11 protein-coding genes are annotated in these 12,566 nt (G+C 72.5%); 9 read left to right on the top strand and 2 right to left on the bottom strand.

Annotated elements, in window-relative coordinates:
- Nucleotides 1–5: 5 nt before the first annotated feature.
- A complete protein-coding gene (locus ACZ7LE_RS11915) occupies nt 6–1,787 on the bottom strand; it encodes a cation:proton antiporter (protein ID WP_470403489.1) in 1,782 nt (593 codons plus the stop codon).
- 178 nt (nt 1,788–1,965) lie between these two features.
- Between ACZ7LE_RS11915 and ACZ7LE_RS11910 the strand changes: the two genes are divergently transcribed.
- The 8 genes from ACZ7LE_RS11910 (at nt 1,966) to pdxS (ending at nt 9,448) form a co-directional block, all read left to right on the top strand.
- Complete coding sequence (locus ACZ7LE_RS11910; RefSeq protein WP_470403488.1) at nt 1,966–2,151, top strand: hypothetical protein; 186 nt, start codon at nt 1,966–1,968, stop codon at nt 2,149–2,151.
- A gap of 129 nt (nt 2,152–2,280) precedes the next feature.
- The gene (gene thrS / locus ACZ7LE_RS11905) at nt 2,281–4,308 is read left to right on the top strand and encodes a threonine--tRNA ligase (protein WP_470403487.1); all 2,028 of its coding nucleotides are present in this window, start codon (nt 2,281–2,283) and stop codon (nt 4,306–4,308) included.
- Nucleotides 4,309–4,330: 22 nt separating this feature from the next.
- Nucleotides 4,331–4,903, top strand: a complete 573-nt coding sequence (locus ACZ7LE_RS11900) for an HIT family protein (protein WP_377232887.1) — start codon at nt 4,331–4,333, stop codon at nt 4,901–4,903.
- Nucleotides 4,903–5,556: a phosphatidylinositol phosphate synthase gene (pgsA, locus tag ACZ7LE_RS11895; protein WP_470403486.1), complete on the top strand. Its 654-nt coding sequence runs from the start codon at nt 4,903–4,905 to the stop codon at nt 5,554–5,556. The genes ACZ7LE_RS11900 and pgsA overlap by 1 nt, the downstream gene beginning before the upstream one ends.
- Nucleotides 5,556–6,572 carry a phosphatidylinositol mannoside acyltransferase gene (locus tag ACZ7LE_RS11890; protein WP_470403485.1) on the top strand — a complete coding sequence of 339 codons (1,017 nt, stop codon included), beginning with the start codon at nt 5,556–5,558 and terminating at the stop codon, nt 6,570–6,572. The genes pgsA and ACZ7LE_RS11890 overlap by 1 nt, the downstream gene beginning before the upstream one ends.
- A complete protein-coding gene (locus ACZ7LE_RS11885) occupies nt 6,569–7,798 on the top strand; it encodes a glycosyltransferase family 4 protein (protein ID WP_470403484.1) in 1,230 nt (409 codons plus the stop codon). Before ACZ7LE_RS11890 ends, ACZ7LE_RS11885 begins: the two co-directional genes overlap by 4 nt.
- Nucleotides 7,795–8,382, top strand: coding sequence for a hypothetical protein (locus tag ACZ7LE_RS11880; protein WP_470403483.1), 588 nt, complete (start codon nt 7,795–7,797; stop codon nt 8,380–8,382). Before ACZ7LE_RS11885 ends, ACZ7LE_RS11880 begins: the two co-directional genes overlap by 4 nt.
- Before the next feature lie 163 nt (nt 8,383–8,545).
- Nucleotides 8,546–9,448: a pyridoxal 5'-phosphate synthase lyase subunit PdxS gene (gene pdxS / locus ACZ7LE_RS11875; protein WP_470404544.1), complete on the top strand. Its 903-nt coding sequence runs from the start codon at nt 8,546–8,548 to the stop codon at nt 9,446–9,448.
- 68 nt (nt 9,449–9,516) lie between these two features.
- Here the strand turns inward: pdxS and ACZ7LE_RS11870 are convergent, their stop codons facing one another.
- Nucleotides 9,517–11,016: an SDR family NAD(P)-dependent oxidoreductase gene (locus ACZ7LE_RS11870; protein WP_470403482.1), complete on the bottom strand. Its 1,500-nt coding sequence runs from the start codon at nt 11,014–11,016 to the stop codon at nt 9,517–9,519.
- A gap of 140 nt (nt 11,017–11,156) precedes the next feature.
- Here ACZ7LE_RS11870 and ACZ7LE_RS11865 point away from each other — a divergent pair, with 140 nt between their 5' ends.
- Nucleotides 11,157–12,560, top strand: a complete 1,404-nt coding sequence (locus ACZ7LE_RS11865) for an FAD-dependent oxidoreductase (protein ID WP_470403481.1) — start codon at nt 11,157–11,159, stop codon at nt 12,558–12,560.
- Nucleotides 12,561–12,566: the final 6 nt, after the last annotated feature.

Here is a 12,566-nt window from a genome sequence, read left to right as displayed (position 1 = left end):
GGAGGCTAGCGCTCCGGGTCCTCCTCGCGCAGGGAAAACCGGCCCTTGCGCATCTCGACGGCGATCTGCTCGGCGTCCAGCAGCTCCAGGGCGGTGCCGAGCTGCGCCGAGTCGTAGGTGCCGGCGGAACGCGCGGCGAGCAGCTCCTCGCGCTGGGCGGCGATCGTCGCGAGCCGCAGCTCCCGGTACTGGATGAAGCGGTCCTTGGTGAGCACCGCGTCCTCGTCCTGCGACTCGTGCTCCCGGTAGGTGTCCTTGCGCACCCGGGCGACCACGCCGGCGTCGTACGGCGTGCCGTCCGGGCGGTGCGGGTCCGCCAGGAAGTCGCGCGCCGCCTGCTCCGTCTCGCGCCGCAGCGCGGGCAGGTCGCCCGCCGTGTCCTGCCCGACCAGCCCGAGCCGCCGCGCAACCCAGGGCAGGGTGCTGCCCTGGACCAGGAGCGTGCCGAACGCGACGCCGAAGGCGACCAGGATGAGGAACGACCGGTGCGGGGTCCCGTCGGGTCCGCCCGGCAGCGTCTGTGCCGCCGCGAGGGTGACCACGCCGCGCATGCCCGCCCACACCAGCAGCGTGCCCTCGCGCCAGCCGAGCGGCCGGGCGAGGTCGTAGTCGATGTCGGCGGTCCGGCGCCGCAGCGTGCCCTGGATCCGCTCCAGGCGCTCGGCCGTCGAGCGGCGGCCCGTGCGCCGCCCCGTGGCCTGGTCCGGTTCCGGGGAGGCTTGCGGGGCCGCGGCCGCGCGCTGGTCGATCCGGTCCTGGAACGCGGTGAGGGTCTCGCGCACGGCCTCGCCCCGCCGGGCCCGGCGCGCCTGGATGCCGATCAGCGGCGTGACGAACGCGGCGCGCACCAGGAGGATCGCCACGGCGGCGATGGCGGCGACTCCGAAGGCCTGCCAGACGGACCCGCTCCCGGCCTCGACGTCCTCGATCAGCGCGAACAGCTCGATGCCCATGATGAGGAACACGGCGCCCTCGAGCAGCAGCTCGACGGTGTGCCAGTTGGAGCGTTCCGCGATCCGGTCCTGCGGGCGCAGGTAGCGCGGCGAGCCGTTGCCGGTCACGAGGCCCGCCGCGACGACGGCCACCAGGCCGGACGCGCCGAGCTCCTCGGCCGGGATGTAGGCGACGAACGGGACCACGAACGACATGGCGGTGCTCAGGGCGGCGTGGCCGAGCCGGCGGCGCACCCGCAGGCCCAGCCAGCCGACGGGAACGCCGATCGCCACGGCCACCAGGGCGGCGTAGGCGAAGTCGCCCACGACCTCCCACAGGCTGACGGAGGCCGCGGTGGCCGCGATCGCGGACCGCAGCAGCACGAGGGCGGAGGCGTCGTTGAGCAGGGACTCGCCCTCCAGCATCGTGACGCTGCGCGGGGACGCCCCGAGCCGTTTCACGATCGAGGTCGCGACGGCGTCCGTCGGGCTGACGATGGCGCCCAGCGCGATCGCCGTGGCGAGGTCGATCCCGGGGATCAACCAGCGGAAGAGCAGCCCGAGCAGCACCGAGCTGATCACCACGAGCGTGACGGACAGGCCGCCGATGGCCGTGAAGTCCCGCCGGAAGTCCATCGACGGCAGCCCGACCGCGGCGGAGTAGAGCAGCGGGGGCAGCACGCCGCCGAGGATGACCTCGGGGGGTATCTCGACCGCCGGTACCCACGGCAACAGGCTGACGCCCGCGCCGAGCACCACCAGGACCAGCGGGGCCGCGACGCCGGCCCTGGGCGCGAGCGAGGTGACGGCGATGATCAGGATGGCGGCGACGACTGCGACGATCAGGTACTCCACAGGCTGACGTTACGAGACGGCGGCGTCCCACGCCGACTTTTTCAGCCCTGCGAGATACCAGGTCGGGCCGGGTTGCCGCGCGCGCGAGGCCCCCTGCGCGTAGGTTCGGGGTGCCGGCGGGACCCCGTCGTGCGCAGGGGGCGCACCTGGTGTGCCAGTGTCGAAGAGGAGTCGAACCATGGGGCTTTTTGACAAGGCCAAGGAGTTCGTGACCGACCCGGACAACGTCGCCAAGGCGAAGGAGCAGCTCACCGACGAGAACGTCGACGCCGCCACCGACAAGCTCAAGGAGTTCGCGCCCGACCAGGCCGACGGCGCGATCAACTCGCTGGGTGAGAAGGCCAAGGACTTCCGCGACAGCTGATCCGTCGGTCCGCCCGCGGTGCGACCGCGAGCACGGGACCGGCACTGTGTCGGTACGATCGAGGGGCACCGTCCGCGCGGACGGTGCCCCTCGATCCATTTCGTCTTCCGTTCCCCAAGGAGCACTCCTGTGTCCGACGTCGCATCGCCGCCCAGCCCCACCGACCTCGCCGCCGGCGAGACGCCGGCGCAGAACTCCACGGAGGCGACGACGACCACGGCCACGACCACCGGCGTCGAGCTGTACGGCGACCGCCGCGACGTGGTCGTCGTGCGTGTGGACGGTGAACTGTGGGACCTCGACCGCGGGATCCCGGCCGGCCACAAGGTCGAGCCGGTGACCATCGGCGAGCCCGACGGCCTCGCCGTGCTGCGGCACAGCGCCGCGCACGTGCTGGCCCAGGCCGTGCAGCAGGTCAACCCGGACGCGAAGCTGGGCATCGGCCCGCCCGTCACGGACGGCTTCTACTACGACTTCGACGTCGAGACCCCGTTCACGCCCGAGGACCTCAAGGCCCTCGACAAGACCATGGCGCGCATCATCAAGGAGGGCCAGACCTTCCGCCGCCGCGTCGTCACCGAGGACGAGGCGCGGGCCGAGCTGGCGAACGAGCCGTACAAGCTGGAGCTCATCGGCCTCAAGGGCGGCGCGGACGACGGCGACAGCGGCGAGGCCGTCGAGGTCGGCGGCGCCGAGCTGACCATCTACGACAACGTGCGGGGCGCCGGCCGCGAGAGCGAGACCGTGGTCTGGAAGGACCTGTGCCGCGGCCCGCACCTGCCGAACACCCGCCTCATCGGCAACGGCGTGCAGCTCATGCGCAACGCCGCCGCCTACTGGCGTGGCAGCGAGAAGAACCCGATGCTGCAGCGCGTCTACGGCACGGCATGGCCGTCCAAGGACGAGCTGAAGGCGTACCTGGAGCGCCTGGCCGAGGCCGAGCGCCGCGACCACCGCCGCATCGGCGCCGAGATGGACCTGTTCAGCTTCTCCGACGAGGTGGGCTCGGGCCTGCCGCTGTTCCACCCCAAGGGCGGTGTGATCAAGCGGGTCATGGAGGACTACGTCCGCCAGCGCCACATCGAGGAGGGCTTCTCCTACGTCGGCACCCCGCACATCACCAAGGACGGGCTGTTCCACACCTCGGGCCACCTGCCGTACTACGCGGACACCATGTTCCCGGAGATGGACCTCGAGGGGTCCAAGTACCGGCTCAAGGCCATGAACTGCCCCATGCACAACCTGATCTTCGCCTCACGCGGGCGCTCCTACCGTGAGCTGCCGCTGCGCCTGTTCGAGTTCGGGTCGGTCTACCGGTACGAGAAGTCCGGCGTGGTGCAGGGCCTGACGCGCGTGCGCGGCCTGACCCAGGACGACTCGCACTCCTACGTGACGCCCGAGCAGGCGCCGGGCGAGGTCAAGCACCTGCTCGACTTCATGCTCAGCGTGCTGCGCGACTTCGGCCTGGACGACTTCTACCTGGAGCTGTCCACGCGCGACGACTCCAAGCCGGACAAGTTCGTGGGTTCCGAGGAGGACTGGGCCACCGCCACCGAGATCCTGGAGCGCGTCGGGCGTGAGACCGGCCTGGAGCTCGTGGCCGACCCGGGCGGCGCCGCGTTCTACGGCCCCAAGATCTCCGTGCAGGCGAAGGACGCCATCGGCCGCACCTGGCAGATGGGCACCGTGCAGTACGACTTCAACCAGCCCAAGGGCTTCGGGCTGGAGTACACCGCAGCGGACGGCACCCGCCAGCAGCCGGTGATGATCCACTCGGCCAAGTTCGGCTCCATCGAGCGGTTCATGGGTGTGCTCATCGAGCACTACGCCGGCCAGTTCCCGGCCTGGCTTGCGCCCGTCCAGGTGCTCGCCGTGCCCGTGGCCGACGCCTTCGACGACTACCTCAAGGACGTCGTCGCCCAGCTGAAGGCCCAGGGCATCCGCGCCGAGCTCGACCTCTCCGACGACCGGTTCGGCAAGAAGATCCGCAACGCGTCCAAGGAGAAGGTCCCGTTCGTGCTCATCGCGGGCGGGGAGGACGTCGAGGCGGGCGCCGTGTCGTTCCGCTTCCGCGACGGCACCCAGGAGAACGGGGTGCCGGTCGCCGAGGCGATCGAGCGGATCGTGAAGGCGGTCAGCGACCGCGTGCAGGTCTGACCGGCCTGAAGGTCGTCCTCGGATGAACAGCGAGCCCCTTCCCGAGTCGCCGACGGCGTTCGGTCCCTCCGACGACGGCCTGCAGCGGCTCTGGACGCCGCACCGCATGGTCTACATCGGCGGGCAGGACAAGCCGGCCGACGGGACCACCCAGCAGTGCCCGTTCTGCCGCATCCCGGCGGGCGACGACGAGCAGGGCCTCGTCGTCGCCCGCGGGGAGCGGTGCTACGTGGTGCTGAACCTGTACCCGTACAACTCGGGGCACATGATGGTGCTCCCGTACCGGCACGTCTCGGACTACACGGACCTCACCGAGGCCGAGACGGTCGAGCTGGCGCAGATGACTCAGCAGGCCATGCGCGTGTCGCGCGCCGTCCACGCGCCCGCAGGCTTCAATCTTGGTATCAACCAGGGCGAGGTCGCGGGCGCGGGCATCGCGGCGCACCTGCACCAGCACGTGGTGCCGCGCTGGCTGGGCGACGCGAACTTCCTGCCCGTGGTGGGCCAGACCAAGGCGTTGCCCGAGCTGCTGGCGGACACCCGTCGTCGGCTCGCGGAGGCCTGGGAGACCGCGGGGGGCGGAGAGGAGAACTGATGTTACGGGGCCTGCGCTCCTTCATGACCACGCTGTTCACCCCGTTGGCGCGCCTGCTGCTGGCCCTGCGGGTCTCGCCGGACGCGGTGACGATCGCCGGCACCGTCGTGGTCACCGCGGTGGCCCTGACGCTGTTCCCCACGGGGCACACGCTCGTCGGCGGCCTCCTCATCGGCTTCTTCGTCCTCTTCGACTCGCTCGACGGGGTCATGGCGCGCCAGGCCGGGCGCTCGGGCCCGTGGGGCGCGTTCCTCGACTCCACGCTGGACCGGGTGTCCGACGGCGCGGTGTTCGCCGGCATCACCCTCTGGTTCGTGCTGCACCCCGACGAGCACCACGGCCTGTGGGGCACGTCCGCCGCGCTGGCCTGCCTCGTGCTGGGCAGCGTCGTCCCGTACGCGCGGGCCCGCGCCGAGAGCGTCGGGGCGACGGCACAGGTCGGGATCGCCGAGCGCGCCGACCGACTGCTCGTCGCGCTCGTCCCGTTCACGTTCATGCAGTGGCTGCCCGTCGTGGTGCTGGAGGTGGTGCTCACGCTGCTGGCGCTCGCGAGCCTGGTGACCGTGTTCCAGCGCATCGCCACCGTGCGGGCGCAGCTCGCCCGCCGTGGCCTGGAGCAGCACGACGGCCCGCTGGCCGGACAGGGCGCCTGATGGACGTCGCGGCGGCCTACACGTTCGCGTGGCGCAACGCCACGAAGATCCCCGAGCCCGTGCTGCGGGCCGTGTTCACCGCGGTCGCCGACGTCACCTGGCTGCGCCGCGGCAAGAGCGTGCGGCGCATGGAGAGCAACTACGCGCGCGTGCGGCCCGAGCTGGACGAGAAGGCGGTCCGCCGGCTGTCGCGCGTCGGCATGCGCAGCTACATGCGCTACTTCCGCGAGGCCTTCACCCTCCAGGGCGTCACCTCCGAGAAGCTCCGGGCGCGCGTGCGCCTGGAGGGCTACGACGAGCACGTCCGGCCCGTGATCGCCGACGGCGGCGCGGTCTCGCTCGCCCTCGGCCACCTGGGCAACTGGGACCTGGCCGGGGCCTACGCCTCCCAGAACCTCGCGGGCGTGCTCACCGTCGCCGAGCGGCTCAAGCCCGACGAGCTGTTCGAGGAGTTCGTGCGGTTCCGCGGCTCCCTCGGCATCGATGTGCTGGCCCTCGGCAACGGCGACGTGCTGGGCGCCCTGGTGCGCGGCGCCAAGCAGGGCGGCCGGCTCATCCCGCTGCTCAGCGACCGCGACCTCACGTCGACCGGCATCGAGGTCGACCTCGCCGGGCACCGTGCCCGCGTGGCCGCCGGCCCGGCCCTCCTGGGCCTGGAGGCGGGCGTCCCCGTGCACGCCGTCGGCATCACCTACGAGCGGCTGCGCGGCGACCGCCGCCGGGCCGCCGGCACGCCGTGGGGCATCGTCATCCACTTCTACCCGCCCCTGCCCGCGCCCGACGTCGGGCTGCCGCGCGCCGAGCAGGCGCGGGTCCTCACCCAGGGCTGGGTCGACCAGCTCACCGGGACGATCGTGGAGCACACCCACGACTGGCACATGCTCCAGCGCGTGTTCGTCGCCGACCTGGGCCCGGCCCGCCAGCGGGCCGCACGGCGGTCCGCGATCCCGCCCGACCTGACCCCCGCGCCGGACGAAGCCGAGCCTGACCCGGCCCCCGCGCGGGAGAACGGATGAGAGGCACGCGGCGGCGCGGCCACCGGTCGCTGCGCGTCGGCATCGTCTGCCCGTACTCGTTCGACGCCCCCGGCGGCGTCCAGTTCCACGTGCGCGACCTGGCCGAGGCGCTGCAGGCCGCGGGGCACCACGTGTCGGTGCTGGCACCGTCCAGCGACGAGTCCGAGCTGCCCGACGTCGTCACCGCCGCCGGGCGGGCCGTGCCCGTGCCGTACAACGGCTCGGTCGCCCGGCTGACCTTCGGACCGCTCACCGCCACGCGGGTGCGCCGCTGGCTGGAGGGCGGCATCGAGGGCAGCCCGTTCGACATCGTCCACCTGCACGAGCCGATGGTCCCGTCGCTGTCGATGCTCGCCCTGTGGCAGGCCACCGAGCCGGTGGTCGCCACCTTCCACACCTCCCAGGTGCGCTCGCGGGCGCTGCAGGTCGCCTACCCGCTGGTGCGGCAGTCGCTGGAGAAGATCGCCGCCCGGATCGCCGTGTCCGAGGACGCGCGCCGCACCCTCGTGGACCACCTGGGCGGCGACGCCGTCGTGATCCCGAACGGGGTGTACACGCAGGTGTTTGCGAGCAGCGGCCGGCGGCCGGAGTGGACGGGCACGCCCGACGCGCCGACCGTCGCCTTCCTCGGCCGGCTGGACGAGCCGCGCAAGGGGCTGAGCGTGCTGGTGCAGGCGGTCCCGGCGATCCTGGACCGGGTGCCCGGCGCGCGGTTCCTCGTGGCCGGGCGGGGCAACGGCATCGTCGCCGAGACGCGGGAGGCGCTGGGGGAGCGGGCGTCGTCCGTCGAGTTCCTGGGCGCGGTGTCCGACGCCGACAAAGCGGCGCTGCTCGCGTCCGCCGACCTGTACGTGGCCCCGCAGACCGGCGGCGAGAGCTTCGGCATCGTGCTCGTGGAGGCGATGAGCGCCGGCTCGGTCGTGGTGGCCAGCGACCTGGGCGCCTTCCAGCGCGTCCTGGACGACGGCGCCGCGGGCGCGCTGTTCCGCACCGGCGACCCCGCCGACCTCGCCGCGACCGTGCTGGACCTGATCGCCGACCCGGCGCGGCGGGACGCCTACCGCGCCCACGCGGCGCAGTGGGTGCAGCGGTTCGACTGGTCCGGCGTGACCGAGCAGGTGCTCGCCGTCTACGAGATGACGCTCGACGCCGACCACGCCATCGCCGGCGACGCCGTGGGCCGCATCATGGGGCTGTTCCCGCGCCGGGTCGGGGGTGACGCGTGACCTGGTCGGAGATCGCGCTCATCGCGCTCGGGGCCGCCGTCGTGGCCCTGGTGTTCGCCTGGCAGGGCGCCTCCCGGCTCGACCGGCTGCACCGCAAGGTCGCGGCGTCGCGCATCGCCCTGGACGCGCAGCTCGTGCGGCGGGCCTCGGCGGCGGTGGAGCTGGCGGCGTCGGGCACCCTGGACCCGGCCAGCTCGGTGCTGGTGGCCGACGCCGCGTACACGGCGTCCGACGCCGGACCCGTCACCTCGCCCGCCGCGGCCCTGAAGATGGACGGGCTGGACTCGGCGCGGGAACGCGCCGAGTCCGGGCTCACGGCGACGCTCCGGGAGGCGTTCGGCTCGCCCGAGGCGGTGCGGGAGCTGCGGGCGGGGCCGGCCGGCGAGGTCGTGGCGGGTCTGGCGTCCGCCTGGTACCGGGTGACGCTGGCCCGCCGCTTCCACAACGAGGCCGTGGCACAGGCCCGGCGGGTGCGCAGGCTCTGGTACGTGCGCCTGTTCCACCTGGCGGGCCGCGCGCCGATGCCGCGCACCGTCGAGCTCGACGACGCCCTGCCGCACGGGCTGGAGCCGTCCGCCGGCTGACCGCGCCGGCTGACCGCGCCGTCCGGCAGGTGACCGTTCTGCGGGCGGCGGCGGGGACGCCGCAGACCGGGCGATAAGATCGAGGCAGGGCGCCGACCGCGCCCGGAACGACCGGCGTCGATCCCACCGGCGAGAACTATGCGAGGTAACCGTGACTGAATCCGTGACCGGCGAGAACACCGTGGGCACGGTCGGCACCGCGCGCGTCAAGCGCGGCATGGCCGAGATGCTCAAGGGCGGCGTCATCATGGACGTCGTCACGCCCGACCAGGCGAAGATCGCCGAGGACGCGGGCGCGGTGGCCGTCATGGCGCTCGAGCGGGTGCCCGCGGACATCCGTGCGCAGGGCGGCGTGTCGCGCATGAGCGACCCCGACATGATCGACGGCATCATCGAGGCCGTCTCGATCCCCGTGATGGCGAAGGCGCGCATCGGGCACTTCGTCGAGGCGCAGGTGCTGCAGTCGCTCGGCGTCGACTACATCGACGAGTCCGAGGTGCTGACCCCCGCGGACTACACGAACCACATCGAGAAGTGGAACTTCACCGTGCCGTTCGTGTGCGGTGCGACCAACCTGGGCGAGGCGCTGCGCCGCATCACCGAGGGCGCCGCCATGATCCGTTCCAAGGGCGAGGCCGGCACCGGCGACGTCTCGAACGCGACCACGCACATGCGCCAGATCCGCGCGCAGATCCGCCACCTCACGTCGCTGCCCGAGGACGAGCTGTACGTGGCCGCCAAGGAGCTCCAGGCGCCGTACGAGCTGGTCAAGGAGATCGCGACCACGGGCAAGCTGCCGGTCGTGCTGTTCACCGCGGGCGGCATCGCCACCCCGGCGGACGCCGCGATGATGATGCAGCTCGGCGCCGAGGGCGTCTTCGTCGGCTCGGGCATCTTCAAGTCGGGCAACCCGGCGCAGCGCGCCGAGGCCATCGTCAAGGCGACCACGTTCTTCGACGACGCCGACGTGATCGCCAAGGTCTCGCGCGGCCTGGGCGAGGCCATGGTCGGCATCAACGTGGACGAGATCCCGGAGCCGCACCGCCTGGCCGAGCGCGGCTGGTGACACCCGCCTGACCAACGGCGAAGCGCCGGGGAGCTACGGCTCCCCGGCGCTTCGCCTTTGTCACGTCCCTACCAGGGCGACGGCTCGTAGTCCTTGAGGAAGCAGCCGTACAGATCGGTCCCGGCCTCGCCCTGCACGATCGGGTCGTAGACCCGGGCCGCGCCGTCGACCAGGTCGAGGGGCGCGTGCCAGCCCTCGGCGGCGATCCGGAGCTTCTCCTGGTGCGGGCGCTCGTCCGTGATCCACCCGGTGTCGACCGCGGTCATCAGGATGCGGTCCTTCTCGAGCATCTCCCCGGCCGAGGTCCGGGTCAGCATGTTGAGGGCGGCCTTGGCCATGTTGGTGTGCGGGTGCCCCGCGCCCTTGTACCGGCGGGAGAACTGTCCCTCCATCGCCGAGACGTTGACGACGTACCCGCGCCGGGCCGTGGCCGTCGCGGCCCGCATCGCGGGACGCAGCCGGGAGATGAGCAGGAACGGCGCGATTGCGTTGCAGAGCTGGACCTCCAGGAGCTCCAGCGGGTCGACCTCGTCCACGACCTGGGTCCACGAGTTGTTCTGCTGCACGTCGGGGAGCAGCCCGCCGGCGTCGACCGCCGTGCCCGCCAGGTGAGCGTCCAGGGAGGCCGAGCCCGCCCTCAGGGCCAGCGCCGTCAGGGACGCCGCGGTGTGCGTCGCGACGGCGTCGTCCTGCGACTGACCCTCGCGGTGGGCGACCGACAACGCGGTCAGCGCCCCCGCGATGGCTGCGGGGTGCGCCTCCGAGACGCGGTCGAACGTGACCATCTCCGGCGGCTGGAGCCCGTGGGGCAGCGGGGCGACCGGCGCCGACTCGCCCGTGACGAGCTGGGAGTAGGCCCCCGGGGAGCGGCGGACCGTCTGGCACGCGTTGTTGATCAGGATGTCGAGCGGGCCCGCCGCGGCGACGTCGTCGGCCAGCGCGATCACCTGGGTGGGATCGCGCAGGTCGATCCCGACGATCTTGAGCCGGTGCAGCCAGTCGGCGGCGTCGGGCATCGCCGAGAAGCGGCGCACCGCGTCCTTCGGGAAGCGGGTGGTGACGGTGAGGTGGGCGCCGTCGCGCAGCAGGCGCAGCGCGATGTACATGCCGATCTTCGCGCGCCCGCCGGTGAGCAGAGCGCGGCGGCCGGTCAGGTCCGTGCGCTGGTCGCGGCGCGCGTGGCTCTTCGCGGCGCAGTCCGGGCACAGCCAGTGGTAGAACGAGTCGACCAGGGTGTAGTCCGTCTTGCAGATGTAGCAGCCGCGGGCGGTGCGCAGCTCCCCGGCGAACGCGCCCGGCGCGGAGGAGACCAGCGGGATGCCCGCGGTCTCGTCGTCGATCCGCGCCGCCGACCCGGTCGCCGTGCGCTCGATGATGCTCCGGTCGTGCGCCTGGATCTCCTCGCGGACCGCTGCCTTGCGGGACTTCTTGAGCAGCTTCCACATGTAGCCGGTCGCCCGTTTGACCGTCTGGACGTCGGGATGGTCGGGCTCGAGGTCATGGAGCTGGCCCAGCACCCGGAGGGTGGTCGCGAGCTCGTCCGGGTCGATCCCCGCTTTCGTTGGCACCGCCGAAGGATATCTGGCGGCCTGTGCCGCGCGACCCTCCGTTGCTAGGGTGCACCGGACGTTTGCGACAAATCGGCACCCCCGATGTGACGAAGATCCACCCGCCGCGACACTGCGCTGCCCTTCGAGAGGAACTCGCCATGAACCTGAGCCGCAAAGAGATGCTGAGACTGATCGGGACGGGCGCCGGGGCGATGGCGCTCGGGTCCGCGGCGGCGAGCCCCGCCGCCGGCGCGGAAGCGCGCGGCGGAGGCGACATCGTGCGCGACGTCGTCGTGATCGGCGGCGGCGCGGCCGGGACGTACGCGGCGATCCGGCTCCGGGAGCTGGGGCAGAGCGTCGTCGTGGTCGAACGCAACGGGCGGCTCGGCGGGCACACGCAGACCTACACCGACCCCGCCACGGGCGGCACGCTCGACATCGGCGTCGTCGTCTGGCACGACCAGCCGCTGGTGCGGCAGTGGTTCGAGCGCTTCGACATCCCGCTGCAGAAGGCGTCGTTCGGCGGCGGGCAGACCCTCTACGCCGACTACCGCACGGGCCGCGAGGTGCAGGGCTACACGCCGCCGAACCCCGGCGCGGCGCTGGCCCTGTACGGCGAGCAGCTCGCCAGGTTCCCGTACCTGGAGCACGGCTTCGAGCTGCCCGACCCGGTGCCGGCGGACCTGCTCCTGCCGTTCGGCGACTTCGTGCGCCGGTACGGCCTCGACGAGGTGGTGCCGACGGTCGTCCAGTTCGGCCAGGGCCTCGGCGACCTGCTGCGCCAGCCGACCCTCTACGTGATGAAGAACTTCGGCTCGGACATCCTGCGCAACCTCCAGACCGGGTTCCTCAGCACCTCGCGCCGGAACAACAGCGAGCTCTACGAGAAGGCGCTCGCCGAGCTGGGCGACGACGTGCTGCTGAACAGCCGCGTCGTCTCCACCGACCGGGACGGCGGGAAGGACGCCGCCGTCCGCGTCGACACGCCCGCCGGACCGCGGACGATCCGCGCCCGGAAGGTCCTGGTGACGATCCCGCCCCTGCTCGGCAACCTGGACGGGTTCGACCTCGACGGCCTGGAGCGCCACCTCTTCGGCCAGTTCCGCCACAGCGCCTACTACACCGGTGTGCTGCGCAACTCCGGGCTCCCCGACAACCTGTCGGTGCGCAACGTCGGCCTGGACACCCCGTACAACACGCCCCAGCTCCCGGGCGTCTACGTCATCTCCCCGACCGGCCTCCCCGGCCTGCACAACGTCAAGTTCGGCAGCCCCGTCCCGCTGTCGGACCGGGCGGTGCAGAACGAGATCCGGGCGAGCGTCCTGCGCCTGGGTGAGGCCGGCACCGTACCGACCACGAGCCCCGACTTCGCCACCTTCGCCAGCCACACCCCGTTCGAGCTGACGGTGCCGGCCGCCGCCGTCCGCGCCGGCTTCTACCGCCGCCTCGGCACGCTCCAGGGCCGCAACCGCACCTACTACTCGGGGGCGGCCTTCCACACGCACGACTCGTCCTTGATCTGGCAGTTCACCGAGACGCTGCTGCCGCGCGTCGCCTCCTGACCGGAA

The sequence above is a fragment of the Promicromonospora sp. NPDC110617 genome (assembly GCF_055598465.1).
The sequence above is the reverse complement of the archived record's forward strand: the minus strand, read 5'-3'. Positions and strand labels throughout refer to the sequence as shown.

Excerpts from the sequence above, each read along its gene's own strand:
- ACZ7LE_RS11910 (WP_470403488.1), top strand. The coding sequence starts at position 1,966 with ATGGGGCTTTTTGACAAGGCCAAGGAGTTCGTGACCGACCCGGACAAC.
- ACZ7LE_RS11900 (WP_377232887.1), top strand. The coding sequence starts at position 4,331 with ATGAACAGCGAGCCCCTTCCCGAGTCGCCGACGGCGTTCGGTCCCTCC.
- pgsA (WP_470403486.1), top strand. The coding sequence starts at position 4,903 with ATGTTACGGGGCCTGCGCTCCTTCATGACCACGCTGTTCACCCCGTTG.
- ACZ7LE_RS11890 (WP_470403485.1), top strand. The coding sequence starts at position 5,556 with ATGGACGTCGCGGCGGCCTACACGTTCGCGTGGCGCAACGCCACGAAG.
- ACZ7LE_RS11885 (WP_470403484.1), top strand. The coding sequence starts at position 6,569 with ATGAGAGGCACGCGGCGGCGCGGCCACCGGTCGCTGCGCGTCGGCATC.
- ACZ7LE_RS11865 (WP_470403481.1), top strand. The coding sequence starts at position 11,157 with ATGAACCTGAGCCGCAAAGAGATGCTGAGACTGATCGGGACGGGCGCC.